Annotated in this window: 27 protein-coding genes and 4 tRNA genes; 12 read left to right on the plus strand and 19 right to left on the minus strand. The window is 65.7% G+C overall.

The window, feature by feature from the left end; translation table 11 throughout:
* Positions 1-32 precede the first annotated feature (32 nt).
* From rplA to BVH73_RS07815, 14 genes are all read right to left on the minus strand, one after another.
* Positions 33-743 carry a 50S ribosomal protein L1 gene (gene rplA, locus BVH73_RS07750; protein ID WP_079417562.1) on the minus strand — a complete coding sequence of 237 codons (711 nt, stop codon included), beginning with the start codon at positions 741-743 and terminating at the stop codon, positions 33-35.
* Positions 744-1,175, minus strand: coding sequence for a 50S ribosomal protein L11 (gene rplK / locus BVH73_RS07755; protein ID WP_013107509.1), 432 nt, complete (start codon positions 1,173-1,175; stop codon positions 744-746).
* 164 nt (positions 1,176-1,339) lie between these two features.
* Positions 1,340-1,903, minus strand: coding sequence for a transcription termination/antitermination protein NusG (gene nusG, locus BVH73_RS07760; protein WP_079417564.1), 564 nt, complete (start codon positions 1,901-1,903; stop codon positions 1,340-1,342).
* A 10-nt stretch (positions 1,904-1,913) separates the two neighbouring features.
* Complete coding sequence (secE, locus tag BVH73_RS07765; RefSeq protein WP_079417566.1) at positions 1,914-2,297, minus strand: preprotein translocase subunit SecE; 384 nt, start codon at positions 2,295-2,297, stop codon at positions 1,914-1,916.
* Positions 2,298-2,335: 38 nt separating this feature from the next.
* Positions 2,336-2,411: transfer RNA gene (locus BVH73_RS07770), tRNA-Trp, on the minus strand.
* A gap of 145 nt (positions 2,412-2,556) precedes the next feature.
* A complete protein-coding gene (tuf, locus tag BVH73_RS07775; RefSeq protein ID WP_079417354.1) occupies positions 2,557-3,747 on the minus strand; it encodes an elongation factor Tu in 1,191 nt (396 codons plus the stop codon).
* A 49-nt stretch (positions 3,748-3,796) separates the two neighbouring features.
* Positions 3,797-3,871: transfer RNA gene (locus BVH73_RS07780), tRNA-Thr, on the minus strand.
* 55 nt (positions 3,872-3,926) lie between these two features.
* Positions 3,927-4,000, minus strand: a tRNA-Gly gene (locus BVH73_RS07785).
* A gap of 107 nt (positions 4,001-4,107) precedes the next feature.
* Positions 4,108-4,193 (minus strand) — tRNA-Tyr (locus BVH73_RS07790).
* 64 nt (positions 4,194-4,257) lie between these two features.
* The gene (gene trpC, locus BVH73_RS07795) at positions 4,258-5,046 is read right to left on the minus strand and encodes an indole-3-glycerol phosphate synthase TrpC (protein ID WP_079417568.1); all 789 of its coding nucleotides are present in this window, start codon (positions 5,044-5,046) and stop codon (positions 4,258-4,260) included.
* On the minus strand, positions 5,043-6,086 hold the full coding sequence (gene trpD / locus BVH73_RS07800; protein WP_079417570.1) for an anthranilate phosphoribosyltransferase: 1,044 nt from the start codon (positions 6,084-6,086) through the stop codon (positions 5,043-5,045). The genes trpC and trpD overlap by 4 nt, the downstream gene beginning before the upstream one ends.
* Positions 6,073-6,663 carry an anthranilate synthase component II gene (locus BVH73_RS07805; RefSeq protein ID WP_079417572.1) on the minus strand — a complete coding sequence of 197 codons (591 nt, stop codon included), beginning with the start codon at positions 6,661-6,663 and terminating at the stop codon, positions 6,073-6,075. Before BVH73_RS07805 ends, trpD begins: the two co-directional genes overlap by 14 nt.
* Before the next feature lie 41 nt (positions 6,664-6,704).
* Positions 6,705-8,204 carry an anthranilate synthase component I gene (gene trpE, locus BVH73_RS07810; RefSeq protein ID WP_079420437.1) on the minus strand — a complete coding sequence of 500 codons (1,500 nt, stop codon included), beginning with the start codon at positions 8,202-8,204 and terminating at the stop codon, positions 6,705-6,707.
* Positions 8,205-8,494: 290 nt separating this feature from the next.
* A complete protein-coding gene (locus BVH73_RS07815; protein ID WP_079417574.1) occupies positions 8,495-8,959 on the minus strand; it encodes a PaaI family thioesterase in 465 nt (154 codons plus the stop codon).
* Positions 8,960-9,075: 116 nt separating this feature from the next.
* On the opposite strand from BVH73_RS07815, the gene BVH73_RS07820 reads away from it, so the two are divergent.
* Both BVH73_RS07820 and BVH73_RS07825 read left to right on the plus strand, forming a co-directional pair.
* Positions 9,076-9,699: a chalcone isomerase family protein gene (locus BVH73_RS07820; protein ID WP_079417576.1), complete on the plus strand. Its 624-nt coding sequence runs from the start codon at positions 9,076-9,078 to the stop codon at positions 9,697-9,699.
* A 139-nt stretch (positions 9,700-9,838) separates the two neighbouring features.
* The gene (locus BVH73_RS07825; RefSeq protein ID WP_079417578.1) at positions 9,839-10,411 is read left to right on the plus strand and encodes a chalcone isomerase family protein; all 573 of its coding nucleotides are present in this window, start codon (positions 9,839-9,841) and stop codon (positions 10,409-10,411) included.
* A gap of 65 nt (positions 10,412-10,476) precedes the next feature.
* On the opposite strand, the gene gph is transcribed toward BVH73_RS07825, so the two are convergent.
* Positions 10,477-11,178: a phosphoglycolate phosphatase gene (gene gph, locus BVH73_RS07830; RefSeq protein ID WP_079417580.1), complete on the minus strand. Its 702-nt coding sequence runs from the start codon at positions 11,176-11,178 to the stop codon at positions 10,477-10,479.
* Positions 11,178-11,876 carry a ribulose-phosphate 3-epimerase gene (gene rpe, locus BVH73_RS07835; protein ID WP_079417582.1) on the minus strand — a complete coding sequence of 233 codons (699 nt, stop codon included), beginning with the start codon at positions 11,874-11,876 and terminating at the stop codon, positions 11,178-11,180. Before rpe ends, gph begins: the two co-directional genes overlap by 1 nt.
* 174 nt (positions 11,877-12,050) lie before the next feature.
* Here rpe and apaG point away from each other — a divergent pair, with 174 nt between their 5' ends.
* The 4 genes from apaG to BVH73_RS07855 all read left to right on the plus strand — a co-directional run bounded on the left by apaG (position 12,051) and on the right by BVH73_RS07855 (position 16,124).
* A complete protein-coding gene (apaG, locus tag BVH73_RS07840) occupies positions 12,051-12,425 on the plus strand; it encodes a Co2+/Mg2+ efflux protein ApaG (protein WP_079417584.1) in 375 nt (124 codons plus the stop codon).
* Positions 12,425-14,557, plus strand: a complete 2,133-nt coding sequence (locus BVH73_RS07845; protein ID WP_079417586.1) for a site-specific recombinase — start codon at positions 12,425-12,427, stop codon at positions 14,555-14,557. Before apaG ends, BVH73_RS07845 begins: the two co-directional genes overlap by 1 nt.
* Positions 14,554-15,801, plus strand: a complete 1,248-nt coding sequence (gene mltA, locus BVH73_RS07850; RefSeq protein ID WP_079417588.1) for a murein transglycosylase A — start codon at positions 14,554-14,556, stop codon at positions 15,799-15,801. The genes BVH73_RS07845 and mltA overlap by 4 nt, the downstream gene beginning before the upstream one ends.
* A gap of 86 nt (positions 15,802-15,887) precedes the next feature.
* Positions 15,888-16,124: an HP1242/YdcH family protein gene (locus BVH73_RS07855; protein WP_079417590.1), complete on the plus strand. Its 237-nt coding sequence runs from the start codon at positions 15,888-15,890 to the stop codon at positions 16,122-16,124.
* A 5-nt stretch (positions 16,125-16,129) separates the two neighbouring features.
* On the opposite strand, the gene BVH73_RS07860 is transcribed toward BVH73_RS07855, so the two are convergent.
* The gene (locus tag BVH73_RS07860) at positions 16,130-17,044 is read right to left on the minus strand and encodes a DUF808 domain-containing protein (protein WP_079420439.1); all 915 of its coding nucleotides are present in this window, start codon (positions 17,042-17,044) and stop codon (positions 16,130-16,132) included.
* A 113-nt stretch (positions 17,045-17,157) separates the two neighbouring features.
* On the opposite strand from BVH73_RS07860, the gene BVH73_RS07865 reads away from it, so the two are divergent.
* Positions 17,158-17,913, plus strand: a complete 756-nt coding sequence (locus BVH73_RS07865; RefSeq protein WP_079417592.1) for a sulfite exporter TauE/SafE family protein — start codon at positions 17,158-17,160, stop codon at positions 17,911-17,913.
* 36 nt (positions 17,914-17,949) lie between these two features.
* Here BVH73_RS07865 and BVH73_RS07870 read toward each other — a convergent pair whose 3' ends face one another.
* A complete protein-coding gene (locus BVH73_RS07870) occupies positions 17,950-18,192 on the minus strand; it encodes a hypothetical protein (RefSeq protein ID WP_245800290.1) in 243 nt (80 codons plus the stop codon).
* Positions 18,193-18,264: 72 nt separating this feature from the next.
* Between BVH73_RS07870 and BVH73_RS07875 the strand changes: the two genes are divergently transcribed.
* The 5 genes from BVH73_RS07875 (at position 18,265) to BVH73_RS07895 (ending at position 24,617) form a co-directional block, all read left to right on the plus strand.
* Positions 18,265-18,651 carry a CZB domain-containing protein gene (locus BVH73_RS07875; RefSeq protein ID WP_079417594.1) on the plus strand — a complete coding sequence of 129 codons (387 nt, stop codon included), beginning with the start codon at positions 18,265-18,267 and terminating at the stop codon, positions 18,649-18,651.
* A 150-nt stretch (positions 18,652-18,801) separates the two neighbouring features.
* On the plus strand, positions 18,802-20,070 hold the full coding sequence (locus BVH73_RS07880) for an ABC transporter substrate-binding protein (RefSeq protein ID WP_079417596.1): 1,269 nt from the start codon (positions 18,802-18,804) through the stop codon (positions 20,068-20,070).
* 55 nt (positions 20,071-20,125) lie between these two features.
* Entirely contained in the window at positions 20,126-21,220 is a 1,095-nt protein-coding gene (gene hemE, locus BVH73_RS07885) for a uroporphyrinogen decarboxylase (RefSeq protein WP_079417598.1), read from the plus strand.
* Between the two features lie 383 nt (positions 21,221-21,603).
* The gene (locus BVH73_RS07890) at positions 21,604-23,862 is read left to right on the plus strand and encodes a primosomal protein N' (RefSeq protein ID WP_079417600.1); all 2,259 of its coding nucleotides are present in this window, start codon (positions 21,604-21,606) and stop codon (positions 23,860-23,862) included.
* 167 nt (positions 23,863-24,029) lie between these two features.
* Complete coding sequence (locus BVH73_RS07895) at positions 24,030-24,617, plus strand: CBS domain-containing protein (protein WP_079417602.1); 588 nt, start codon at positions 24,030-24,032, stop codon at positions 24,615-24,617.
* On the opposite strand, the gene BVH73_RS07900 is transcribed toward BVH73_RS07895, so the two are convergent.
* Complete coding sequence (locus BVH73_RS07900) at positions 24,618-25,802, minus strand: multidrug effflux MFS transporter (protein WP_079417604.1); 1,185 nt, start codon at positions 25,800-25,802, stop codon at positions 24,618-24,620.
* Between the last annotated feature and the right edge of the window lie 46 nt (positions 25,803-25,848).

A 25,848-nucleotide genomic window follows, 5' to 3' on the forward strand; every position in this document is an offset into this window, starting at 1 on the left:
CTCTTGCGTCAAGGCGAGACCATTTCAAACACTTACTGCCCGGCAACAGCCGCGTTCACCGTGGCGGTATCGACGCGCACGCCGATCCCCATGGTGGACGAAACGGCCACCTTTTTCAGGTAGATGCCCTTGGCGGCTGCGGGACGGGCCTTTTGCAAGGCCTCGATCAGCGCAGCGAGGTTGTTGCGCAGCGCGTCCGGGCCGAACGAAGCACGACCAATCGTGCCGTGCACGATGCCCGCCTTGTCAGCGCGGAACTGCACCTGACCGGCTTTCGCGTTCTTCACCGCACCGGCCACGTCCGGCGTCACCGTACCGACCTTGGGGTTTGGCATCATGCCACGCGGGCCGAGAATCTGGCCCAGCGCACCGACCACGCGCATGGCGTCAGGCGAGGCGATGACGATGTCGAAATTGAGGTTGCCGGCCTTGACCTGTTCGGCCAGATCTTCGAAGCCAACGATATCGGCCCCTGCAGCCTTGGCCTCTTCGGCCTTGGCACCCTGCGCGAACACGGCCACGCGCTTGATCTTGCCGGTCCCCGCGGGCAGCACCACGGAGCCACGCACGACCTGATCGGACTTGCGCGTATCCACGCCGAGGCTTACGGCCACATCGATGGACTCGTCGAACTTGGCGACCGCGCACTCCTTGACCAGGGCCAGCGCATCATCGAGCGCGTAGAGCTTGTTGGAATCGACCTTGGCGCGCAAGGCGGCATAACGTTTGGGCATCTTGGCCATTTACACGCCCTCCACAGTAACGCCCATCGAACGGGCCGTGCCCGCGATAGTGCGAACAGCCGCATCCAGATCGGCGGCGGTCAGGTCTTTCATCTTGGTGTTGGCAATCTCTTCGAGCTGAGCACGGGTGATCTTGCCAACCTTGTCGGTATGCGGCTTGGCCGAGCCCTTGTCGAGCTTGATGGCCTTCTTGATCAGCACGCCGGCGGGCGGCGTCTTGATGATGAAGGTGAAAGACTTGTCCGCGAAAGCGGTGATGACCACCGGCAGCGCCAGACCCGGCTCGACACCCTGGGTCTGCGCGTTGAACGCCTTGCAGAATTCCATGATGTTGAGGCCGCGCTGACCGAGCGCCGGGCCGATCGGCGGCGAGGGATTGGCTTTACCAGCTGGCACTTGCAGCTTGATGAAGCCGACAATTTTCTTTGCCATAGTGACTCCGTATGGGTACGAGCGCCGTCGCTCTCACGCGGCTCCCCGAAACCCGCCCCTTTGCATGGACACTGCAGCCCGGGCGGGATGGGCCGCAGTTGATTTTCTCGGAGCAGACCCCCAGAGGCCCGCCCGCATGCTCGATATCCGGTGACTTGCGATCGTCAGAGACGCTCGATCTGCTGGAACTCCAACTCCACCGGAGTAGCACGGCCGAAGATGGTGACCGAGACGCGAAGGCGCGATTTCTCGTAGTTCACTTCCTCGACGTTGCCATTGAAATCGGTGAACGGCCCCTCCTTGATGCGGACCATTTCCCCCACCTCGAACTGCACCTTGGGGCGCGGCTTGTCGGCACCTTCCTGCATCTGACTCATGATCTTGTTGACATCAGCCTCGCTGATCGGAACGGGGCGATTCTTGGCGCCGCCCACGAAACCGGTCACTTTGCTGGTGTGCTTGACCAGGTGCCAGGTCGCATCATCCATTTCCATTTCGACGAGCACATAGCCCGGAAAGAAACGGCGCTCGGTAATGCTCTTGTGGCCGTTCTTGATTTCGACAACCTCTTCGGTCGGCACCAGAATGCGGCCGAATTTGGCCTGCATCCCCGCACGCTCGATGCGCTCGGCGAGGTTGCGCTGCACCGCCTTCTCCATACCCGAATAGGCATGGACGACATACCACTGCTTGCCGGCCTGCGCCGCCATCGTTTGTGCCTCAGCCATACTCATGCTCCTAGCGCTTCCAACCGAGGATCAGGTCGTAGAGCACATATTCCAGCGATTTGTCGGTCAGCCAGAGAAAAATAGCCATCAAAATAACGAAGGCAAACACGATGCCGGTCATCTGCATCGCCTCCTTGCGCGAAGGCCAGACCACTTTCTTGGTCTCGCGCACGGCATCCTGCCCGTAGGCGATGAGCGCACGCCCCGGCTCGGAGAGGAAAAACACCACCACCGCTCCCGCCAGCAAGACCAACAGCGTGACGACGCGCACCCACAAAGGCTGGCCGCCCAAGCCATAGAACAGGCCGAGCGCAGCAATCAGCAGAATTGCCGCCGCCCCCAACTTCGCTTTGTCCGCCCCAGTGGAGACGGTTTCGACAGACGGATTCGCCATATGGATTTACGCGCGTTCAACCCCGAAACGGTTCGGAGTGGCAGGGGCAGAGGGAATCGAACCCCCAACCTTCGGTTTTGGAGACCGACGCTCTGCCAATTGAGCTATGCCCCTGTACCTTCTAGCACCAAGGCCGTTGTCTGCGAAACAGGCAACGGCCGCAATTCAAACAGATCTGGGCGCACCCCGCAGAGCGCATCCCTAAAACCTTTATCCGGGTGAATCACGGGCTTGCGCCCAAAATTCACCCGCCTTGCCTTTACTCGATGATCTTGGCCACGACGCCGGCGCCGACGGTGCGACCGCCTTCACGGATGGCGAAGCGCAGGCCTTCTTCCATGGCGATGGGGGCGATCAGCTTGACGGTGATGCTGACGTTGTCGCCAGGCATGACCATTTCCTTGTCCTTGGGCAGCTCGACCGCGCCGGTGACGTCGGTGGTGCGGAAGTAGAACTGGGGACGGTAGTTGTTGAAGAAGGGGGTGTGGCGGCCGCCTTCGTCTTTGCTGAGCACGTAGATCTCGGCGGTGAAGTGGGTGTGGGGCTTGACCGAGCCGGGCTTGCACAGCACTTGGCCGCGCTCGACGTCTTCACGCTTGGTGCCGCGCAGCAGAATGCCCACGTTGTCGCCGGCCTGACCTTGGTCGAGCAGCTTGCGGAACATTTCCACGCCGGTGCAGGTGGTCTTCTGGGTGGGGCGGATGCCGACGATTTCAATTTCTTCGCCGACTTTGACGATGCCGCGCTCGATCCGGCCGGTCACGACGGTGCCGCGCCCGGAGATGGAGAACACGTCTTCGACGGGCATCAGGAAGGCGCCGTCCACGGCGCGCTCGGGCGTGGGGATGTAGCTGTCGAGGGCGTCGGCCAGGCTGAAGATGGCCTTCTCACCCAGGTCGCCTTTGTCGCCTTCGAGGGCGAGCTTGGCCGAACCTTTGATGATGGGGGTGTCGTCACCGGGGAAGTCGTACTTGGAGAGAAGTTCGCGCACTTCCATCTCGACGAGTTCGAGCAGCTCGGCGTCGTCGACCATGTCGCATTTGTTGAGGAAGACGACGATGTAGGGCACGCCGACCTGGCGGGCGAGCAGGATGTGCTCGCGGGTCTGGGGCATGGGGCCGTCGGCAGCGGACACGACCAGAATGGCGCCGTCCATCTGGGCGGCTCCGGTGATCATGTTCTTGACGTAGTCGGCGTGGCCGGGGCAGTCGACGTGGGCGTAGTGACGGCTTTCGGTCTCGTATTCGACGTGCGCGGTGTTGATGGTGATGCCGCGCGCTTTCTCTTCGGGCGCCGCGTCAATCTCGTCGTACTTCTTGGCCGATCCGCCAAACTTGGCCGACAGCACGGTGGTGATGGCCGCCGTCAGCGTGGTCTTGCCGTGGTCCACGTGACCAATCGTGCCCACGTTCACGTGCGGCTTGGTCCGCTCAAACTTTTCCTTCGCCATGATTCAAACTCCTCAAGCCAACAAAGATCGACAAATCAAGAAAATCAACTGGTGCCCATGGCGGGAATCGGACCCGCGACCTCTCCCTTACCAAGGGAGTGCTCTACCACTGAGCCACATGGGCATGAACGCCTGCGCGCTCAATGCAAAAACGATGTACTGCGAGGCAAGACAAGAACTGGAGCGGGAGACGGGAATCGAACCCGCGCCATTAGCTTGGAAGGCTAAGGTTCTACCATTGAACTACTCCCGCCTTGCCACGCTTTCGATGCTTGGGCGCGATCAAGGCCGCCACTCTGTCAACCGCCACAACTTACCTGCTCGCCGCGCAAACGCAGCAAAACATGAGAATTTCGCGCCTGGTGGAGAGGGCTGGATTCGAACCAGCGTACTCGTAAGAGGGCAGATTTACAGTCTGCTGCCATTAACCACTCGGCCACCTCTCCGAGGCGAACCGCAGATTCTTAGCGATTTTTCCGGCAATGTCAAATTCCAGGACTTTATACCCGATCACCCAAAGAGGGCCTGCAACGCCAGGCCGGGGTCGTCAGCGCGCATGAAGGCTTCGCCGACGAGAAAAGCCTGAACGCCGGCCGCGCGCATGCGCCCGACGTCCTCTTGCGCAAGAATGCCGCTCTCCGTCACAACGAGGCGATCAGGCGGGATGCGCGGGAGCAGATCCAGCGTGGTTTCGAGCCGGGTATCGAAAGTGCGCAAATCGCGGTTGTTGATGCCCACCAAAGGCGTGCGCAACGCCAGGGCCGACTCCAGCTCGGCCACGTTATGCACTTCGACCAGCACATCGAGACCGTAGCTCATCGCCTCGGCCTCCAGATCGATCAGCTGCGCCCTCGGCAACGCGGCGGCGATCAGCAGCACGCAGTCGGCCTGCATCGCAGCCGCTTCGGCGATCTGGTAGGCATCGACCATGAAGTCCTTGCGCAGGACCGGCAGGTCGCAGGCGGCCCGCGCCTGCTGCAGATAGGCGGCATCCCCCTGAAAGTACTTGGCATCGGTCAGCACCGAAAGGCAGGTGGCGCCCCCGGCCGCGTAACTGCGGGCAATGGCGGCCGGATCGAAGTTGGCACGGAGGATGCCGCGCGACGGACTCGCTTTCTTGACTTCGGCGATGACGGCAGGCCCGCCGGCCGCGACCTTGGCCTTCAGGGCGGCCGCAAAGCCGCGCGAGGCGGAACGGGCCGCAGCCTGCTCGCGCAGGGCGGACAAGGGCACTCGCGAACGGGCTGCCGCAACCTCTTCAGCCTTGGTCACCAGAATGCGCTGCAAGATGTCGCTCATGCCACCTCCGGCGCACGCATGGCGCGCGTCACACGAATGAAAGCCTGCATCTTGTCTCTGGCCGCACCGCTGGAAATGGCCTCGCGGGCCATCTGCACACCATCGATCAGCGCCGGAGCGACATTGGCGGCGTAGAGCGCCACGCCGGCGTTGAGCGCCACGATGTCGCGGGGCGCGCCGTCCACATCATTGAGCGCCTCATGCACGAGTTCGATGGACTGCGCCGGCCCTTCCACGCGCAGCGCCTCCAAAGGCGCGGACTTCAATCCAAGATCGCCGGGGTGAATGGCGTATTCGCTGATCTGGCCATTTTTGAGTTCGCCAATCAGCGTCTCGCCCGACAACGACACCTCATCGAGACCATCCAGCCCATGAACCACCACGGCATGCTCGCTGCCCAGACGCTGCAAGACGCGAACCAGAATGCCCACCAGATCGGGATGGAACACGCCGAGCAACTGGTTGGGAGCCCCGGCCGGATTGGTCAACGGCCCGAGGATGTTGAACAGGGTGCGTACCCCCAGTTCCTTGCGCACGGGCGCCGCGTGCTTCATCGCCGGATGGTGATTGGGCGCGAACATGAAGCCGATACCGCATTCGGCCAGACTTTGCGCCACCTGCGGCGGCGTGAGCTGGATATTGGCGCCCAGCGCATCGAGCGCATCGGCCGAGCCGGACGAAGAGCTCACGCTGCGCCCCCCATGCTTGGCCACCTGCGCCCCGGCGGCCGCGGCGACGAACATGCTCGCCGTGGAGATATTGAAGGTTCGGGCCGAATCGCCACCCGTGCCGACAATGTCGACCAGCCGCTTCTTGTCCGCCACATCGACCGGCGTGGCGAATTCGCGCATCACCATCGCGGCGGCGGTGATTTCGCCGATGGTTTCCTTCTTCACCCTCAGCCCGGTGATGAGCGCCGCCATCATGACCGGCGGCATCTCGCCGGTCATGATGCGTCGCATCAGCGCGATCATTTCATCGTGAAAGATCTCGCGGTGATCGATGACTCGAACCAGCGCCTCGTGATTACTGATGGTCATGGAAGTGGCCCTCCTTCAACGCCAGAAAATTCTGCAGCAGCCGGTGCCCATGCTCGGTCTCGATGGACTCCGGATGGAACTGCACGCCCTCGATGGCGAAATGGCGATGGCGCACTCCCATGATTTCCCCATCCTCGGTCTGCGCCGTGATGTCCAGCGCGGCGGGCAGACTGTCGCGCTCGATCGCCAGCGAGTGATAGCGCACCACGGTGTAAGGGCTGGGCAAATCGGCGAAAACGCCACGGCCATCGTGGGTGATGGGGCTGGTCTTGCCGTGCATGATTTTCTGGGCCCGCACGATCTTGCCGCCGAAAGCCGCACCGATGGCCTGATGGCCCAGACAGACGCCCAGAATCGGCAGTCGTCCGGCGAAGTACTGCAGCACCGGCACGGAGATGCCCGCCTCGCTGGGCGAGCATGGCCCGGGAGAAATGACGATGCGTTCGGGATTCAGCGCCGCGATGGCTTCGAGATCGAGCTCATCGTTGCGCACGGTGTGCACGTCCTGGCCGAGTTCGCCGAGATATTGCACCAGGTTGTAGGTAAAACTGTCGTAGTTGTCGATCATCAGCAGCATGGTGGACTCCGTGGGTCTAGCGAGAGGCGGCGGGGCGGCGTTCAGCCGTCCAGCCCTTCCTGCACCTGTTCGGCGGCGCGCAGTACGGCACGCGCCTTGGCCTCGGTTTCCCGCCATTCCATCTCGGGCACGGAGTCGGCCACGACCCCGGCGGCCGCCTGCACGTACAGCCAGTTGTCCTTGACGATGCCCGTGCGGATGGCGATCGCCAGATCCATGTCGCCGGCAAAACTCCAGTAGCCCATCGCCCCGCCGTACAGCCCGCGCCGCGTGGGCTCGAGTTCGTCGATGACCTCCATCGCCCGGATCTTGGGTGCGCCCGACAGCGTGCCCGCCGGAAAGGTGGCGCGCAGCACATCCATGGCGGAATGGTCCGGCTGCAGCATGCCCTCGACATTGCTCACGATGTGCATCACATGCGAATAGCGCTCGACGGCAAACGCCTCGGTCACCTTGACGCTGCCCGTCTGCGCGATGCGGCCCAGATCATTGCGAGCCAGGTCGATGAGCATCAGATGCTCGGCGCGCTCTTTCGGATCGGCCAGCAGCTCGACCTCGTTGCGCTGATCGGCCTCGGGCGTGGCCCCACGCGGACGCGTTCCCGCCAGAGGGCGGATGGTGACCTTGCGCCCCTCAGGCACCGCCTCTTCGCGGACCAGGATTTCGGGCGACGAGGCCGCAATCTGAAAATCGCCGAAGTTGAAGTAAATCATGTAGGGCGACGGGTTCAGCGAGCGCAGCGCGCGGTAGAGCGAGAGCGGTGAATCGCTGTACCGCTTGCGCAGCCGCTGCCCCACCTGCACCTGCATGAAGTCGCCCGCGGCGATGTAGTCCTTCGCCTGCTCGACCGCTTTCAGATAGTCGACCTTGTCGAACTCGCGCTCGATCGGCGTCACGCTGCTGCGCTGCATGGGCGGCGCCGACACCGAATAGCGCAACTGCTCGCGCAGGCCGCGCAGCCGCGAGCGGGCCTTGGTATAGGCCTCGGGCTGGGCCGGGTCGGCGTAGACGATGAGATACAGCCGCCCCGACAGATTGTCGATGACCGCCAGTTCCTCGCACAGCATCAGCAGGATGTCGGGCATGCCCAGCGGATCCGGCTTGGGATGCTTGGCGGCCGACGCCATCAGGCGCGGCTCGATGTAGCGCACGGCGTCATAGCCGAAATACCCCGCCAGGCCGCCACAGAAACGGGGCATCCCGGCGGGCAGCGCCACTTTGAATCGCGCGTGGAACGCCTCGATGAAATCCAGCGGCGGCTGATCCGAGGTTTCCACCACGGCGCCGTCTCGCAGCACTTCGGTGAGGCCGTTCTTCACCCGCACCTGGGTGCGCGCGGCCAGGCCGATGAAGGAGTAGCGGCCGAAACGCTCGCCTCCGACCACGGATTCGAGCAGAAAGGTGTTGCGGCCACCGTCGGTGCCATGCCCCAGTTTGAGGTAGAGCGAGAGCGGTGTTTCCAGATCCGCCAGCGCTTCGGATACGAGCGCAATGCGGTTGTAGCCCTGGCGGGCCAGTTCCTTGAATTCGAGTTCAGTCATGTTCATCTCGAGGGTCGGCTGCCCGGCATACGCGGGCGGCGGTCATCACGGGGGCGCTGCCTGAGGAGGCAGGCGAAGCTTGCGCAACGAGAGGCGCAGCACGCGTGCCGTCTCAGAGCGCGGCGGCGGACACGATCACGCAGGACCGCCAGGGCCAAGCCCCCCGGTCTCCTGAACCCGATGCGTGTCGCCGATGGATGAACATGAAAGTGTGAGCCGTGCAGAGGAATGCGAGTGAGCGAATGTAGCAAATTCCCGGAACCCAACCCCGCCAATCACCCACCGACCCTTCAGGCGCCGAAACCGTCTGGCATCTGCACCGCAACCACCTCGCCGCGAGCCGTCGCCACGCCATCCGCCAACACGATGGACGTCACCACGACCTTGCGCCCCTTGATTTCCTTGACGCGACCGCGGATTTCCAGCTCGCCGCCCAGGCGGGTCGGCTTGAGATAGTCGACATGCAGCGCGCCCGTGACGAAGCGGAATGGCGGCTGCGAGTCCATCGCCCGACCTTCGGACCGGTACATCGCCGCGGCCGCCGTGCCGGTGCTGTGGCAATCGATCAGGGACGCGATCAGGCCGCCATAGACGAACCCCGGAATGGCGGTGTGATAAGGCTGGGGCGTGAACCGCGTCACCGTCTCGTCGCCATCCCAGACCGTCTTGATCTGATGGCCTTGCGCGTTGAGACGGCCGCAGCCGTAGCAGTGCGCGAGCGGATCCGGGTAGCAGTCCTGAAAGGCCTTGGGCACGAGATCTCCTTGATGGGTCGAGACTGAAGCATCTTAATCGCCCCATGCCATGAATTCACTTGTCAAAGCGCGGCGTTTTGCGAAAAATGAACGACCGTTCGCTTACAGGAGACGACATGGATCACCCCGCCAAACCCTCGCTGCGCAAACTCGGGGCCACCGCCGCCCTGCTCGCTTCGCTGACCGCAGGGCTCGCCACACCGAGCGCCCAGGCACTGACCCTGCACGGGGTGGACATTCCGCCCCAGGTGGAGGTCGGCGGCAAGACGCTGACACTCAACGGCGCGGGGACCCGCTATGTCTTCTTGTTCAAGGTCTACACCGCTGCCCTGTATCTGCCCCAGAAGAGCACGCAGCCGCAGGCGATCTACACCATGGCCGGGCCCAAGGAACTGAAGCTCACCATGCTGCGCGATGTCAGCGGCAAGGAGCTCGGCGACAAACTCAATGAAGGCATCAAGAACAATCTGAGCCCCCAGGAGTTCAGCGCCTTCATCCCCAGCCTGGTGCAGTTGGGCGGCCTGTTCGCGCAGAAAAATCAGATCAAGACTGGCGAAACGGTCACCATTCAGGAGATTCCCGGCAAGGGAAGCACGATCGCCATCGACGGCATGCCATCGGGAGGCCAGTTCACCGAGCCCCAGTTTTTCAACTCCATGTTGAAGATCTGGCTGGGCAAAGATCCTGCCGAAGACCGTCTCAAGCAGGCGCTGCTGGGCCATGCCGCCGATGGCAAGTGAGCCCTTCGGGCACCGAGGCTTGCGCACCGTCATGTTTGGTGACCACTCAAACACGGCGTTTCGGTGAAAACCCGGACACGCAAAGACCGGGTTCCTAAAATAAGATTTCGCTGATATTCGACCACCCGAGGAGTCACCAATGAAACAAGTCTGGGCCGCGACCGCCATTGCGCTGGCCGCCACCTTCAGTGCTGCCAGTGCCCAAGCCGCCGTCAAAGTCGACGGCATGCCCCTCATGCAAACCGCCCCAGCCAACGGCGTGCCGCTGCTGATCAACGGCGCCGGCGTGGTCAATCTGGGCGGCAAGATGGCCGCCGCGGTGTATCTGCCGCAGAACAGCACCTCGGCCAGCAGCATCATGACCATGCCGGGCGCCAAGTCGATCCGCCTGACGGCTTTGGCCAATATGTCGGCCGACGCACTGGCCAAAGCGCTGGATACCGGCGTCAAGAAGGGCGTGTCCTCGGCGCAGTACGCCTCGTTCAAGCCCGCCATGGATGCCTTCGCCAAGCAGCTCGCCAGCGTGAAGCAGATCCCCAAGGGTGAGACCGTCGAACTGCTGTTCGAGCCCTCCAACGGCATCGTGCTGATGGGCCCAGGCGCACACATCATCCCGGGCACGGGCAATGCCGAGCTGTATCAGGCCATGCTGCGCATGCTGCCGCCCGGCGTGGTATCGAGCACCGCGATCCAGAAGCAGAACATCAGCTGATCGCGAAGCAGCCGCACAGAAAAAAGGCGCCCGGACCGGGCGCCTTTTTTTCGGTCTGCTTCGACTCAGGCGGGAAGCAGATCGCCGATGCGGTCGGCAAAGCCGTCGGCATCGACCGCGCGCACCGGTTCGCCGTGGTTGTAGCCATAGGTCACCAGCGCTACCGGGCAGCCCGCAGCGCGGGCCGCGAGTGCGTCGTTCTGGGAGTCTCCGATCATCAGCACCACGGCCGTGGGCAAGCCGATCTGCTTGCAGGTTTCGACCAGCGGCATGGGGTCGGGCTTTTTGCGCGGGAAGGCATCGCCCCCGTTGACCACCTCGAAATGGTCGAGCAACCCTTTGATGCCCAGCAGTTCGCGGGCATACACCGTGGGCTTGTTGGTGATGCAGGCCAGCCGCAGCCCGGCCGCCTTCAACGCCGCCAACCCTTCGGGCACCCCGGGGAAGGGATGTGAGTACTGCCCGTTGATGGTGCCGTAGATGCGCTGGTAGACCTCGATGGCGCGCGGGTAGAGCGCCTCGGCCTGATCGTCCGCGAGGTGGATGCGCAGCGTCTGCAGCACGAGATACTCGGAGCCCTTGCCGATGCGGTGTTCAACCTGTTCGCGACTGACGCCCGGCAGGCCGAGTTCGTCCATCAGACGCGACAGCGCGGCGTGAAAATCGCCCAGGGTGTCGATCATGGTGCCATCCAGATCGATGATGGCGGCCTGAACGGCATGGCCCGCCAGGGTCACGGCAGGCACCGCGGCTGTGCTCGCATCCATCAGGCCACCTTCGCGAGGTTGGCGCGCATGGCGTCGATCACGGCCTTGTAGTCGGGCTTGCCGAAAATGGCGCTGCCGGCCACGAAGGTGTCCACGCCGGCCGCGGCGGCGGCGGCGATGTTGTCGGGCTTGATGCCGCCGTCGATCTCCAGCAGGATCTCGCGCCCGCTTTGCGCCTTGTAGGCGTCGAGCTTGGCGCGTACCTGCCTGGCCTTCGGCAGGCTGCTCTCGATGAAACTCTGGCCACCGAAGCCGGGGTTCACGCTCATCAGCAGGACGAGGTCGACCTTGTCCATGACGTAGTCGAGCACGTCCAGCGGGGTGGCGGGATTGAACACCAGGCCCGCCTTGGCGCCGCCGTCGCGGATCATCTGCAGCGTGCGGTCCACATGTTTGCTGGCCTCGGGGTGGAAGCTGACGATGTTGGCGCCCGCCTTGACGAAGGACTGGGCGATGGCATCCACCGGCTCGACCATCAGATGCACATCGAGCGTGATGGGCGTGCCGTCGGCCTTCTTGCAATAGGGCTTGATGGCCTCGGCCACCAAGGGACCGATGGTGAGATTGGGCACGTAATGGTTGTCCATCACGTCGAAGTGGATGAAATCAGCGCCGGCGTCGATGACGTTGCGCACCTCCTCGCCCAGACGGGCAAAGTCGGCCGAAAGAATGCTGGGGGCGATGCGGTAGGTTTTCATGGCTGCGCATTTTAGAGGGATACCCGACGCTTTCGATGGGGTTTTGCCCTCGCTTGCGTGACGGTGCGCAATTCCCCTGAAGGTCGGCCGTCCGCCAGCGGCCCGCCCCCCCGCGCAAGGCGCAAGGCGCGCGGCATCGCCACAGCGTTGAACTCCCTCCCTAGAATCCGCCCGATGCCTACCTACCAATTTTCCGTTTCGGTCATCCCGCAATATCTCCCGGAGCAGTCCGATACGGAGCACGGGGTCTACGCCTACAGCTACACCGTCACCGTGATCAACACTGGCGGCGTGACCGCGCAGCTCATCTCACGCCACTGGATCATCACCGACGGCTCGGGCAAGGTGGAGGAAGTCCGCGGCCTGGGCGTGGTGGGCCAGCAACCCTTGCTCAAACCGGGCGAGGCGTTCGAATACACCAGTTGGTCGCAATTGAGCACGCCGATGGGCAGCATGCGCGGCAGCTATTTCTGCGTGGCGGAAGACGGAGAGCGCTTCGAGGCCGTCATCCCCGAATTCGCACTGGTTCAGCCGCGGAGCCTGCACTGATGGGATTTGCGGCGCGACGATCGCGCAAGGCCGCTGCACGCGCGGCGGAGGGTCTGCTGGCGCTGATGGCCGCGGCCAACCCCCAGTCGCCGCCGGTGGAGCAGTGGCTTTGGATCATCGAGGCGCTGGACTGGCTGCGCCACGGGCCCGCGCCCACAATGCTGCGCGAAGGGTTGAGGCTTGCGCCCACAGGGGGCCCGCCAGACCGCGGCGACGCCCCCGCGCCCGAAGAGATCGAGCGGCTGAACGTGCTGCTCGACCTGCTCGATGGACAGCCCGAGCGCCGCGCGGCCATCGCCGCCATCCTCAACGGCCTGTTGCGCCACACCGATGCCACTTTGCTGCTCGCGGATTTCGGCTTCAGCCCGCGCCCCTCTTTCTTCAGCGAATTCAGCGAGCGACTGGGCAACAAATGGTTGCCCCAATCGCCGGAAACCCGCGATCTGGCCGTTCTGTTCTCCCTGTTCTTCCCGCACGCGCACGACGCAACCTGGCTGGAGTCGCTGGACGCCCCCACACTGGACCGGCTGCGCGCCCTGCTCGCGTTGCCAGCCGTCGCCGAGGACGCCGAAGATGCGCCTGCCGCCGCATCGCTATGGCGCACCGCCCTGCTCGACGCGCTGACCTACACCGTCAGCCAGATCCGCGCCACTGGCTTCTCGCCCGACCTGCGCTCGCGCATGCAGCGCAACGGTCCGCTGGAAATGGATGTCGAGGCCCCCTTCAAGCATCTGGCCGCGCAGTACGAGAGGGTGAAGACGCTGTTGACGCAGGACACGCCGGAAGGACCCGCCACGCTGCGCCAGTCGCTGGCCCTGCTGCGCGCCGGACTGGGCGCCTGTCGTCAGCAGGCCGATTCGGTCAACGGCCACCTGGAAGACTATGGCACGTCCGTCAGCCTGGTCTATGTGCTGCATCAGCTGCACCAGCGCATCGATCGCGCCGAGACGCTGCTGAACTGCCTCGTGGGCGACACCCCGGCGCGCGACACCGCCCACCTGTTCGCCACCCTCGCGCGCCTGAACGCGCAACGCCGCAGCCTGCGCGCGCTTTGGCGGCACAACACCGCCCTGCTGGCGAAAAAAATGGCCGAGCGCCACGCCGAGTCGGGCGAGCACTACATCACCCGCGACCGCCGCGAATACCGAGGCATGCTGGGCGCGGCCATGGGCGGCGGGCTGATCATGGGGTTCACGACCTGGGTCAAGATCGGCATTCTCGGCCTGCAGACCGCCTTGTTCTGGACCGGCCTGCTCGCCGGACTGAACTACGCCGCGAGCTTTGTCATCGTGCAATTGCTGCACTGGACCATCGCCACCAAGCAGCCGGCCATGACGGCGCCCGCCATGGCCGACAAGCTCGGCGAGCTGTCCAAGCCCGGCGGCGTGGAGCGATTCGTCGACGAGGTCGCCAACCTCACGCGCTCGCAGTCGGCGGGAGTGTTCGGCAATGTGCTGCTGGTCATGCCCGTGGCGCTGCTCATCGGCCTGGCCGGCCTGGCCTGGTTCGGCCCCCAGTTCATGCCCGTGCCCAAGGCCGAACATGAGCTGGAATCACTGTCCCTGCTCGGGCCCACGCCGCTGTTCGCCGCGTTGACCGGGGTGCTGTTGTTCCTCTCCAGCGTGATCGCCGGTTGGGCAGAAAACGCCTTTGTCTTGCACCGGCTCGACAGCGCCCTGGCCTGGAACCCGCGCATCCGCCGCCGCCTCGGCCCGCAGCGCGCCGCGCGGTGGGCCGCCTGGTGGCGGCGCAATATCGGCGTGATGGCAGGCAACGTCTCGCTCGGCCTGTTGCTGGGGCTGACGCCAGAATTCTTCCGTATTTTCGGCATCGATCTTCAGGTGCGGCACGTCACCCTGTCCTCGGGCCTGTTCGGCGCGGCCTGCGCCAGCCTGGGGCCTGCGGTCGTGAACGATCCGGCGTTCTGGTGGGCACTGGCGGGCATTGCCGTCAACGGCGTGCTCAACGTCGGCGTGAGTTTCTATCTGGCCTACCGTCTGGCCTTGCGCGCCCGGGGCATCCAGGTCAAGGAACGCCGCGCCATCTACGCCAGCATCGCGCGCCGGTTGCTGCGTCGGCCCTGGACCTTCATCCTGCCGCCGCGCCGCGCCGCGCCCCAAGAATCCGCATGACACGCCCGCCGCTCCGCAGTGCCCTTGGGCGCGGCGCCCGGGCCGTGCTGCTGTGCCTCCTGGCCGGGCTGCTGGCCTCGTGCGCCACGCCGCAGGCGCCGCCGACCGCAGCCGCGCCGCCTGCCGCCACACCCGCACCGGCCTGGCCGCTCACCCCGCCGGGTACGGCGACCGCACTGACGGGGGCCGGGGTGACCTTGACGGCTGCATCATGGAGCGACCTGCCCGGCTGGTCGCAAGACGGCTTCTCCGGCGTCTGGCAGGCGTTCCGCCGCGATTGCGCGGCGCGATTGCCCGAGGCCCTCGCCAAGGTCTGCGCCAGGGCCGCCTCGGTGCCGGCGGACGACACGCAAGCACAGCGGGTTTTCATCCAGGCGCAGTTCGCGCCCTGGCAGGTCCAGGCGCCGGGCGGCAAGGATGCCGGGCTGATCACCGGCTACTACGAGCCGGTGCTTCACGGCTCGCTCACCCGCGCCTGGCCCTATGTCGTGCCGGTCTGGGGATTGCCTGCAGACCTGGTGCCGCGCGCGCCGGGCGGCGACGGCATCAGCGGCGGCCGCGTGAGCTGGGTCGATGGTCAGCAGCGCGTCTTGCCCTACTGGAGCCGGGCGCAGATCCAGGCCGATCCGGCGGTTCAGGCCGTGCTCGACCGCAAGGCGGTGGTCTGGCTCGACAGCGCCGTGGATGCTCTGTTTCTTCAGGTGCAAGGCTCCGGCCTGGTGCGTCTGCCCGACGGCCAGACCCTGCGGCTGAGCTACGCAGGCACCAACGGCTGGCCCTACAAGTCCGTGGGGCGATGGCTGCTCGACACCGGGCGCGTCAAAGGCACGGTCACCATGTCCATCATCCGCGCCTGGGCCCAGGTGCACCCGGACGAAGTGCCCGAGATGCTGGCCTCCAACCCTCGCGTGGTGTTTTTCAGCGCCGCGCTCGACACCGACCCGCAACGCGGGCCGAGCGGCGCGCTCGGCGTGCCACTGACGGCCATGCGCAGCATCGCCGTGGACAAGCGATCCATCGCGCTGGGTCTGCCGGTATGGCTGTCCACCTCGCAGCCTTATGACGGCACCCCCACCCCGCCGCAGCCGCTCAATCGCCTGGTTTTCGCCCAGGACGTGGGCTCGGCCATCACCGGCACCGTGCGGGCCGATCTGTTCACCGGCACCGGCGACCATGCTGGCGAACTCGCCGGACGAATGCAGTGGCCCGGCCGGATGTGGGTCTTGTTGCCCGTCAAGCCCTGAGCATGCCGACTTTGAGCGAGACGGTGGCGGCCCAGGGCAAATCGTCTTATGGTTTGGGCTCAACCACAGCTTTGAGAGGACTTTCCATGACCCTGGACCCGCACGATCTCGCCCATGAATTTCCCGCGCTTGCCGACAAGATTCACAACCTGAAGACCGGCAACGCGCATTTCCACAAGCTGGCCGAGCGGTACGAAGAGATCAACAAGGAAACGGTGCAGATCGAAGAAGGCGTGCGCGTCACAGACGACGCCTATCTGGAAACTCTGAAAAAAGAGCGGCTGCAGCTCAAGGATCAGATCGCGGCCATGCTTGCCGCATAAGGCGCTCAACGACCGCGCGTTGAACGCAGCTTCTGCGCCGCCTCCCAGACGAGCAGTGCGGCGATGCCCGCAACGATGCCGGTAACGGCATCGAACAACAGCGGCGTCAGCCAGCCCAGCGTCGCGCCAGCGCGTTGCGCCAACATCCCGCTGGCGTGATGCAGCCAGGGCCATCCGTGGGCGATGATGCCGCCGCCCACCAGAAACATGGCCGCGGTGCCAATCACACTCAGCCCCTTCATCAGCCAGGGCGCGAAGGCCAGGATGCCGCGCCCGAGCCGCTGCGCCGCCGCCGAAGTCTGCCGGCTCAGGTAAAGCCCGGCATCGTCGAGCTTGACGATGCCGGCCACCAGGCCATAGACCCCGACCGTCATCAGCACGGAAATGCCCACGAGCACGGCCACCTGGGTGCTGAAGCTCGCCTGGGCCACGGCCCCCAGGGTGATGGCGATGATTTCGGCCGAAAGGACGAAATCGGTACGCACCGCGCCCTTGACCTTGTCGCGCTCCAGCGCCAGCAGGTCCACCTCGGGGTGCATCAACGCTTCGGTCAGCTTGTCGTGATGCGCCTCATCCTCCGCGCCGCGGTGGAAGAATTTGTGCGCCAGTTTCTCCGCGCCTTCGAAACACAGGTACAGGCCACCCACCATCAGCAGGGGTGTGATGGCCCAGGGCGCGAAGGCGCTGATGGCCAGGGCCAGCGGCACGAGGATGGATTTGTTGATCAGCGATCCCTTGGCCACGGCCAGCACGACCGGAATCTCGCGGTTGCTCTGCACGCCGGTGACCTGCTGGGCGTTGAGCGCGAGATCGTCGCCCAGCACGCCCGCGGTCTTCTTCGCCGATAGCTTGGTGAGCAGGGCGACATCATCCAGCACGGTGGTGATGTCATCGAGAAGGGCGAGCAGACTGGTGGCCATGTGCGGGCTGAAAATGTGACCGAAGGAAACCGGCATTGGACTACAAACGGCGCGCCCGGCGCCGGGCAAACCTGCTGTTATGCGTATGCTTGTTCCTTTTGCGTGACAGTCTCATGCCCCACGATGGATTCACCCTGGCCCTGGTCGCATTGGCCGCTTTTCTGGGCGCCGCGCTCAATGCCGCCGCAGGTGGCGGCAGTTTCCTGACCCTTCCTGCTCTGATCTACGCCGGGGTTCCGCCCGTGGCCGCCAACGCCACCGGCACCACAGCCCTGCTCCCGGGCTATTTCGCCAGCACCTGGGGGTTCCGCGAGGATCTGGGGCCGCCGCGAGCCGTCGGCATGACGGCGCTTCTGGCCACCTGCCTGGTGGGCGGCGGCCTGGGCGCGGGGTTGTTGATCACCACCAGCAATCACGCGTTTCGGGCGCTGGTGCCGTGGCTGCTGCTGTTCGCCACGGCCTTGTTCGCCTTCGGGCCGGTTCTGCTGCGATGGATCGGCCGCCACCCGGAGCAGCACGCGCCGCGGCTGCAGGCGCTGGCCGGGTTGTTCGCGGTGAGCGTGTACGGCGGCTACTTCAACGGCGGTCTGGGCGTGCTGCTGCTGGCGCTGCTGACCCTCATCGGCGAAGTCCATCTGAACCGGATGAATGCGCTGAAAAATGCGATCTCCGCCGTGCTGACCCTGTTCGCCGTGGGCATTTACGCTGCAGCGGGCACCGTGCAGTGGCGCTGGGTGGCGGTGATGCTGCCCGCCGTACTGCTGGGCGGCTATGTGGGCGCGCGCGCCGCACGGCGCATTCCCCGTGACGTGATGCGCTGGAGCATCGTGGTCATCGGGCTGGTGATGAGCGCGCTGTTCTTTCGTTGACCCGAGACGACGGCCGATGGGGCCGCGCCCGTGTGTTCAGGGTCGGCCGCCGTCTCTCACGATGAAATAGACCCCAATGGCCACCAAGCCCATCCAGATCGCCACGGCCCCCGTACCCAGCCATTGCGCGGCCTGATCGAGAAACAGCAGAAACACGGCCGCCAGCGCCAGCAGGCCGTTGCCGAGCCAGAAGCGCGGTCCATGTTTGGGTTCTTGCGGCACAAATCCTCCGGAAGGTTCGATGACATGGCGGGCATCGTAAGTCGCATCGCGCGGCATCGAATAATTGTAAATTCAGAATTTATCCTTTAAATTTCACGATCTTCCGCCCACTTCGAAGCCCTCCCCACGATGGACCTGAATTTCTTTTCGGCCACCAATGCGCACAAGGCTTGGAAAAAACGGCTGCACGATTGCGTCAGCGGCTCCGGCAACACCCTCGACCCCGCCGTGATCGCGCTGGACAACCGCTGCGATCTCGGCAAGTGGCTCTACGGCATCCGCGACAGTCGCCCTGCGCTGAGTACCGACACCAGCCAACTGTTCACCCGTCTGTTCGACGAGCACGCCGCTTTTCATCGGGTGGCCGCTGGCGTGGTGCAGCAGGCCATGACCCATCAACAAAAAGAGGCGCTGCAGCAATTGCAGGCTGGTGGCGACTATGCCCGCATCTCGAATCAGGTCATCGGCACACTGGGTGAGCTCTATCTCAAGCGCCGCGAATTCGGGATGGACTGAAAGTCAAGCCGCGCCGACTTGCGGGTGTCGGCGTGCCGATTCGGCCACACAAACGCAGCAGCGCCAATGGCAACCTTGCGTGACAGATCGATGCCCTTTGTAATCGTGGCCCGACCATCCCCGATCACCCATAGCGCCTCTCAGTCCGCCATGTTCCGACGCCCGCCCTCCCGTTCCGCCCTCGCCCGCCGCCCCGCACGGCCTTCCCGTCGTTCCCTTCTCGGCCTTGTCCTGGGCGTTCTGGTGGCCAGCACCCTGCCCGTCGTTGCCCGGGCGCAGGACGCTACCCCGATCCGTATCGGGCTGGTCGGCCCGATGAGTGGCGGCTCGGCCGACTTCGGCCAGAGCATGGTCAATGGCGCGCAACTCGCGGTGCAGGAAATCAACGCTGTGGGCGGCTATCTCGGCCGCAAGATCGTGCTGGTGGTGAAGAACGACCAGGGTCAGCCGCCGGTGGGTGCCCGCATGGCCGACGAATTGGCGCACAAAGATCAGGTCGTCGCCGCGCTCGGCTTTTGCAATACCGGTGTGGCCTTGGCCGGCATTCCGGCGCTGCAGAAGGCGGGCGTGCCGCTGATCGTGCCCTGCGCCACGGGCTCGCCCATTCTGCAGCAGGCCCCTGCGGCGCAGAGTTTCATTTTCCAGACCTCTCCGCGCGACACCATTCAGGCGCCTTTCATCGTGGGCGAGGCCTACGCCGCTGGCGCACGCCGGTTCGCCATCCTGGCCGACACCACGCCCTACGGCGAGGCAGGACTGGCCGATGTGGTGAAAGCCCTCAAGGCCAAGGGACTGGCGCCCGTCTACGTCGGTCGCTTTCCCCTGGGACTGACGCCCGAGCAGGCACAGGCGGAACTCACCAAGGCGCGCGAGGCGGGCGCCGACGTGCTGCTGCCCTACACCGTCGGCCCGGAGAACGGGTCGCTCGCCCTGGCCCGCAAGGCCTTGAAGTGGTCGGTCCCCATGACGGGCCCCTGGACCCTGTCCTTCCCCAACTTCATCCAGAAAGCCGGTTCCGCGGCCGAAGGCGTGACCATGGCGCAAGACTTCATCGCCGAGCCCACGACGCCCCGGCGCACCGCGTTCCTCCTGGCCTACGAGCGCGCCTACAAGACCCGCCGCATTCCCGTGCCCATGGCCGCGGCGCAGGCTTATGACGCCGTCTATCTGCTGACCTACGCCATCCTGCAGACCCCGCCCGGCAAGCCGATCAGCGGCGCCGGCGTCAAGGCCGCGCTGGAAAATCTCGACCGCGTCTATTACGGCGTGGTGACCAATTACGACCGACCTTTCAGCGCCCAGGACCATGCCGCCGTCACGGCCAATATGCTGGTCATGGGCGAGGTGGCGGATGGGCGGGTCGGCTTCGCCAAGGCGGCGGATGCGAAAGGCGCTGTGATCATCCAGACCAAGCAGTAAAGCGGGCCGGGCGCGTCTGCCTGCTGGCGGTCTGCGGTTTGCGACAATACCGCCCATGACCGCCCCTCTTGCCAACGATACCTTCCTGCGCGCCCTGCGCCGCCAGCCCACCGACTACACCCCGCTCTGGCTCATGCGCCAGGCCGGGCGCTATCTCCCCGAGTACAACGCCACCCGCGCACGCGCGGGCAGCTTTCTCGGCCTGGCGCAAAACCCCGACTTCGCCACCGAGGTGACGCTGCAGCCCCTGGACCGCTACGCGCTGGACGCCGCCATTCTGTTCTCCGACATTCTCACCGTGCCGGATGCGATGGGACTGGGGCTGCGCTTCGCGGCCGGGGAAGGCCCGAAGTTCGACCGCCCGCTGCGCACCGAGGCCGATGTCGCCGCCCTGGCCGTGCCCGACATGGACAAGCTGCGCTACGTGTTCGACGCGGTGGCGCAAATCCGCCGCGCCCTGGTGCAGAACGGCACCCAGCGCGTGCCGCTCATCGGCTTTTCCGGCAGCCCGTGGACGCTGGCCTGCTACATGGTCGAAGGCGGCGGCAGCGACGACTACCGCACCGTCAAGACCCTGCTGTACAGCCGCCCCGATCTGATGCACCGCATTCTCTCGATCAACGCCGAGGCGGTGGCGCAATACCTGGCGGCGCAGATCGACGCTGGTGCGCAGGCGGTGATGATTTTCGACTCCTGGGGCGGCGTTCTGGCCGATGGCGCCTTCCAGGAGTTTTCGCTCGCCTACAGCCAGCGGGTGATCGCCGCGCTCAAGGCCCGCGCCGACGCGGCCGATGTGCCGATCATCCTGTTCACCAAGGGTGGCGGCCAGTGGCTGGAGGCCATGGCCGACACCGGGGCCGACGCCCTGGGGCTGGACTGGACCACCGATCTGGGCCGCGCCCGCGCCCGCGTGGGTCACAAAGTGGCGCTGCAGGGCAATCTCGACCCCACCGCGCTGTTCGCACCGCCCGAGGCCATTGCCGCCGAGGCCCGTCGGCTGCTCGACAGCTTCGGCCCGGTCGAGAGCGGCGTGGGGCATGTGTTCAACCTGGGGCATGGCATTTCGCAGTTCACGCCCCCCGAGCATGTCTCGGCCCTGGTCGAAGCGGTCCACACCCACAGTCGCCCCTTGCACCGTCCGGCCCGCTAAGTGCGAGCGCGGCCCTGGCCAGGGCCGCTGCGCAGGCGCCCCAGGCTTACCGGGCCCGCCTCATAGGGCGAGTAAAGAATTTTCGCTTTGTCAAGGGTCTTCAATCAGCTTATGCACATTTTTGGTTCCTCTGCAGCGCAGCAAGTTGATCACAGACTTGACTTGAAATTTTCCAACTCAAGTTATTGATTTTTATTAGATTTTTCTATATTTCACAATTTGGCAAATGGTTCTGCACAGGCTTATCCACAGCTTGAACCCCAACGGGCACAGGATTGATGCACAGAGTTATCCACACCCCGCCCCACGTCAAAATAAACCCTGACTTCACGCCGACTTAGCGCCGGTTTCACACCCTGACTTCCATCACCCGCGCTCAGCCCATGTGCCTCGTTCTTCAGGTCGCCGTTGACGCGCCGGGCCTTCAATTGCTGGATTACAGAGCTGAGGCGCCTCTCGCCCCAGGCACCCTGGTGCGGGTACCGCTGGGCCGCCAGACGGTCAGCGGCGTGGTGATGACTTGCTCCCCGCTGGACGACGCGGCGCGTTCGATTGCGTTGCGTCCCATCGAGGCGGTGTTCGACGCCCTGCCCCCGCTCGACGATCAATGGCGCGAACTGCTGCAATTCGTGGCCCGCTATTACCAGCGCGCCCCGGGCGAGGTCATCGGCGCGGCACTGCCCGCGCAGCTGCGCAACCGCAAGCCGGCCGACCTCGCGGCGGCGCCTCCGCCCCAAGACCTCGTCTACCAATGTACCGAGCATGGTCTTTCCGCGCTGCCCGGAACCCTTGCCTCGCGCAGTGTGGCGCTCTGGCGGCTCGCGCAAGCGTTAGGGGTGCACGGCCCCGAGGCGTCGCCCGCACCGTCCGCCCCGCCCGCCCTCGCCCTGAGCGAAGCGCGCGGGCTGCATCCGCAGGCCCGGCAGGTGTTGTCCGGCTGGGCGCAAGCCGGCTGGGTGGAGGTCGTCGATTCCGCCCCGGCTGACGGCTTGACGCCCGCACCCGAGCTTCATCCCGAACAGGCCCAGGCGCTCCAGGCCATCGCCGCGCGCGACGGATTTGCGCCCTTCCTGCTGTTCGGGGTGACGGGCAGCGGCAAGACCGAGGTCTATCTGCACGCCGCGGCTCAGGTGCTGCAGCGCGAACCCGGCGCGCAGGTGCTGATCCTCACGCCCGAAATCAACCTCACGCCGCAGCTGGTCGGACGTTTCGAGCAGCGCTTCGGCGCGGCGCGGCTGGCGGTCTTGCACAGCGGGCTGTCTGAGGGCCAGCGCCTGCGGCATTGGCTGGCGGCCCACACCGGGCAGGCGCGGATCGTACTCGGCACCCGCCTGGCCGCCCTGGCGTCGATGCCGGCCTTGCGGCTCATCGTGGTCGACGAGGAACACGATGCCTCCTACAAGCAACAGGAAGGAGCCCGTTACTCGGCGCGCGACCTGGCCCTGTGGCGAGGGCAGCAGCTCGGCATTGCCGTCGTCCTGGGTTCGGCCACACCGTCGCTGGAGAGCTGGCGCGCGGCGCAGACCGGACGCTACGCGCTGCTTACCCTGACCCAGCGCGCCACAGGCGTGCTGCCCAGCGTGCGCCTTGCCGACACCCGGCGCGACGCGACGTTGCGGACCAGCGGTGCCCTGATCGGCCAGACGCTCGACGCCGCGCTGCGCCAGCGGCTCGAACGCGGCGAGCAAAGCCTGCTGTTTCTCAACCGCCGCGGCTACGCCCCGGTGCTGAGCTGCCCGGACTGCGGCTGGATGTCGGACTGTCCGCACTGCGACGCGCACCTCGTCTTCCACCGCACCGACCGCACCCTGCGCTGCCATCACTGCGGCTACCAGGCCGCCGTACCGCGAGCCTGTCCGGGCTGCGGCAGTCTCGATCTGCAGCCCGTGGGCAAAGGCACGCAGCGGGTGGAAGAAGCCCTGGCCGAGAAATACCCCCAGGCCCGCATCGCCCGCATCGACGCCGACAGCACCCGCCGCAAAGGCGCGGCGGCGAGCCGCTTCGACAGCGTCCACGCCGGCGAAGTGGACATTCTGGTCGGCACGCAGATGGTGACCAAAGGGCACGACTTCCAGCGCGTCACGCTGGTGGCTGCGCTCAACCCCGATGCGGGGCTGTTCACCCACGATCCGCGCGGTCCCGAACGCCTCTTCGCCCAGCTCATGCAGGCCGCCGGACGCGCGGGCCGGGCGGTTTCGGCCCCTGGCGGTGCCGACGCGTCCAAACCCGAGATGCTGGTGCAGACCGCGCACCCTGAGCACCCGTTGTACCGCGCGCTGGTTGCCCACGACTATCCCGGCTTCGCCCAGGCCGAACTCATCGAACGCGAGCGGGGCGGCATGCCGCCGTTCACCTATCAGGCCCTGTTGCGCGCCGAGCACCGGCAGATCGACGCCATCGTCGATTTCCTCGCCCTGGCGCAACAACTGGCCGCCCCCCTGGCGCACGCGCTGGGCGTGACGCTTTACCCCCCGATTCCCGCCGCGCTGGCGCGCGTGGCCGACATGCATCGCATGCAGATGCTGCTCGAAGGCCCCCATCGCGGCGCCTTGCAGAACCTGCTGACTTCATGGCGCAGCGCCCTTGCCGCCCAGCGTTCCCGCGTGCGCTGGGCCGTGGACGTGGACCCGCTCGACTTCTGACCCCACCCGCCATCGGGTCTCACCCGGCGCGGGCCGAGCGCGGAGTCGCGGCCGGTGGCAGCGACGACATTTCGATACAACCGTGCGGCGCAGCACGGACTAAATTGGGTGCATCAAAGGCCTATTGCATTGCAGCAATCGCCTCACTTTTCTGGGAGATCATCCTCATGTCCACACAACGCCCTCTGCATCATCATCCCCTTCCGGCGGGCACTCCGGTGATCGAGTTCGACCACGGCCGCCCCGGCAGCGTCACCCCGGATTCCCCGGCCACCGATGTGATGACCGATCTGCGCCACACCCCCGCCTTCACCACCGAGGCCGATGCCCCCGCCAATCATGCGCTGCAAAAAATGATGCACGCCGGTGTGCGCCTGCTGCTGGTCACCAACGCCTCGCGGCATGTTGTCGGCCTGATCACGGCGCGCGATCTGATGGGCGAGAAGCCGGTACGCGCCGCCACCGAGAATCAGATCCCGCGCGACGCGGTCACCGTGGCCCAGTGCATGGTGCCGCAGCAGCACATCGAGGTGCTCGACTACGCCGAGGTGCTGCGCTCCACCGTGGCCGAGATCGTGCTCACCCTGCGCCATTCCGGCCGTCAACACGCGCTTGTGCTGGAAAGCGATGGCCGCCCCGTCGTACGCGGCATCTTTTCGGCCGTGCGCGTCGGTCGGCAACTGGGCGTGGACCTGCAGGCCAGCGGCCAGATGCAGAGCTTTGCCGAACTGGAGCAGGCGATCGCGGCGATCTGATCAACGCGGCGCGAGGCGCCGGTTGGCCCACAGCGCCAGTGCCGCAAAGGCACAGAACACCCCGACCATCGGCAGCGCGCTGCGTGCGCTGGACAGGCCAACGGCCGAACCGCTCGCCGCCGCGAGCGTGAACTGTATGCTGCCGATCAAGGCAGCCGCGCTGCCTACGCGGCCCGACTGGTGCGCAAGCGCCAGTGCGGTCGCGTTAGGAAACGAAAATCCCAGACTGGCCAGGGCGAAAAACAGCGGCACGACCACCCCCCATAGGCCGCCCACGCCCAGGGCGACCAGCGTCAGCATCAGCGCCGCCCAAGCGGCCAGGCTGAGCAGCGCGCGCCGCAGCAGCGCGACACTGGCCACGCGGGCCAGAAGGGCGTGGTTGAGCTGCGACGCCGCGATCAAGCCCAGCGCGTTGGCGCCGAACACCCAGCCGAACAGCGCCGGACTCAGTCCATAGACCTGCATGAGCGCGAACGGCGCTCCGGCAATGTAGGCAAACATGGCCGACTGCCCCAGCGCACCGCTGAGCGCAAAGCCGATGAAGCGGCGATCCCGCAGCAAATCACCGTAAGTGCGCAGGGCGTTGCGAACCGGATGCTGCTGGGCACTGCTGCGAGCCTGGGGCGCCAGCGATTCCGGCAGCGCCAGCGCGGCTAGCAGACAGACGATGCCAAACACCACCAGCACGAGAAAGATCGCGCGCCAGCTCCAGGCCTGCACCAGGGCGGCGCCCGCCAGCGGCGCCAGGATGGGCGCCGCCCCGAGCACCAGGGTCAGCCGGGAGAACACCCGCGCCGCGTCGACCGGCTCGTATAGGTCGCGCACCATGCTGCGCGCGATCACGATGCCCGCGCACCCGCCCAGGGCCTGTAGCAGCCGCCATGCCATGAGGGCGTCGATGGAGGTCGCCATGGCGCAGCCCAGCGAGGCCAGAACGTAGAGCACGATGCCGGCAAGCAGCGGCCGCTTGCGCCCGAACCGGTCGGAAACCGGCCCCCAGAAGGCCTGGCCCAGCGCCAGCCCGATAAAAAACACCACTAGGGTTCGCTGCACCGCCTCGGGCGTGGTGCGCAGATCATGCTGCAGGGCGGTGAAGCCCGGCAGGTACATGTCGATGGACATCGGGGCGAAGGCGGTCAACGCCCCCAGGGTGAGGATGCGCTGCAAGGCGCTGGTACGGGTCATCCGGCACATTGTCGCCGCAGGGAATAGGCCCACCCCGAAAACCGTC

This window comes from Thiomonas intermedia (assembly GCF_002028405.1).
In the GTDB taxonomy this organism is placed as follows: domain Bacteria; phylum Pseudomonadota; class Gammaproteobacteria; order Burkholderiales; family Burkholderiaceae_C; genus Thiomonas; species Thiomonas intermedia.

What these genes read in the sequence shown, in the direction of transcription:
- rplA (WP_079417562.1), bottom strand. Translation starts at nt 743, where the DNA reads ATGGCCAAGATGCCCAAACGTTATGCCGCCTTGCGCGCCAAGGTCGAT.
- rplK (WP_013107509.1), bottom strand. Translation starts at nt 1,175, where the DNA reads ATGGCAAAGAAAATTGTCGGCTTCATCAAGCTGCAAGTGCCAGCTGGT.
- nusG (WP_079417564.1), bottom strand. Translation starts at nt 1,903, where the DNA reads ATGGCTGAGGCACAAACGATGGCGGCGCAGGCCGGCAAGCAGTGGTAT.
- secE (WP_079417566.1), bottom strand. Translation starts at nt 2,297, where the DNA reads ATGGCGAATCCGTCTGTCGAAACCGTCTCCACTGGGGCGGACAAAGCG.
- tuf (WP_079417354.1), bottom strand. Translation starts at nt 3,747, where the DNA reads ATGGCGAAGGAAAAGTTTGAGCGGACCAAGCCGCACGTGAACGTGGGC.
- trpC (WP_079417568.1), bottom strand. Translation starts at nt 5,046, where the DNA reads ATGAGCGACATCTTGCAGCGCATTCTGGTGACCAAGGCTGAAGAGGTT.
- trpD (WP_079417570.1), bottom strand. Translation starts at nt 6,086, where the DNA reads ATGACCATCAGTAATCACGAGGCGCTGGTTCGAGTCATCGATCACCGC.
- BVH73_RS07805 (WP_079417572.1), bottom strand. Translation starts at nt 6,663, where the DNA reads ATGCTGCTGATGATCGACAACTACGACAGTTTTACCTACAACCTGGTG.
- trpE (WP_079420437.1), bottom strand. Translation starts at nt 8,204, where the DNA reads ATGACTGAACTCGAATTCAAGGAACTGGCCCGCCAGGGCTACAACCGC.
- BVH73_RS07820 (WP_079417576.1), top strand. Translation starts at nt 9,076, where the DNA reads ATGGATCACCCCGCCAAACCCTCGCTGCGCAAACTCGGGGCCACCGCC.
- BVH73_RS07825 (WP_079417578.1), top strand. Translation starts at nt 9,839, where the DNA reads ATGAAACAAGTCTGGGCCGCGACCGCCATTGCGCTGGCCGCCACCTTC.
- gph (WP_079417580.1), bottom strand. Translation starts at nt 11,178, where the DNA reads ATGGATGCGAGCACAGCCGCGGTGCCTGCCGTGACCCTGGCGGGCCAT.
- rpe (WP_079417582.1), bottom strand. Translation starts at nt 11,876, where the DNA reads ATGAAAACCTACCGCATCGCCCCCAGCATTCTTTCGGCCGACTTTGCC.
- apaG (WP_079417584.1), top strand. Translation starts at nt 12,051, where the DNA reads ATGCCTACCTACCAATTTTCCGTTTCGGTCATCCCGCAATATCTCCCG.
- BVH73_RS07845 (WP_079417586.1), top strand. Translation starts at nt 12,425, where the DNA reads ATGGGATTTGCGGCGCGACGATCGCGCAAGGCCGCTGCACGCGCGGCG.
- mltA (WP_079417588.1), top strand. Translation starts at nt 14,554, where the DNA reads ATGACACGCCCGCCGCTCCGCAGTGCCCTTGGGCGCGGCGCCCGGGCC.
- BVH73_RS07855 (WP_079417590.1), top strand. Translation starts at nt 15,888, where the DNA reads ATGACCCTGGACCCGCACGATCTCGCCCATGAATTTCCCGCGCTTGCC.
- BVH73_RS07860 (WP_079420439.1), bottom strand. Translation starts at nt 17,044, where the DNA reads ATGGCCACCAGTCTGCTCGCCCTTCTCGATGACATCACCACCGTGCTG.
- BVH73_RS07865 (WP_079417592.1), top strand. Translation starts at nt 17,158, where the DNA reads ATGCCCCACGATGGATTCACCCTGGCCCTGGTCGCATTGGCCGCTTTT.
- BVH73_RS07870 (WP_245800290.1), bottom strand. Translation starts at nt 18,192, where the DNA reads ATGCCGCGCGATGCGACTTACGATGCCCGCCATGTCATCGAACCTTCC.
- BVH73_RS07875 (WP_079417594.1), top strand. Translation starts at nt 18,265, where the DNA reads ATGGACCTGAATTTCTTTTCGGCCACCAATGCGCACAAGGCTTGGAAA.
- BVH73_RS07880 (WP_079417596.1), top strand. Translation starts at nt 18,802, where the DNA reads ATGTTCCGACGCCCGCCCTCCCGTTCCGCCCTCGCCCGCCGCCCCGCA.
- hemE (WP_079417598.1), top strand. Translation starts at nt 20,126, where the DNA reads ATGACCGCCCCTCTTGCCAACGATACCTTCCTGCGCGCCCTGCGCCGC.
- BVH73_RS07890 (WP_079417600.1), top strand. Translation starts at nt 21,604, where the DNA reads ATGTGCCTCGTTCTTCAGGTCGCCGTTGACGCGCCGGGCCTTCAATTG.
- BVH73_RS07895 (WP_079417602.1), top strand. Translation starts at nt 24,030, where the DNA reads ATGTCCACACAACGCCCTCTGCATCATCATCCCCTTCCGGCGGGCACT.
- BVH73_RS07900 (WP_079417604.1), bottom strand. Translation starts at nt 25,802, where the DNA reads ATGACCCGTACCAGCGCCTTGCAGCGCATCCTCACCCTGGGGGCGTTG.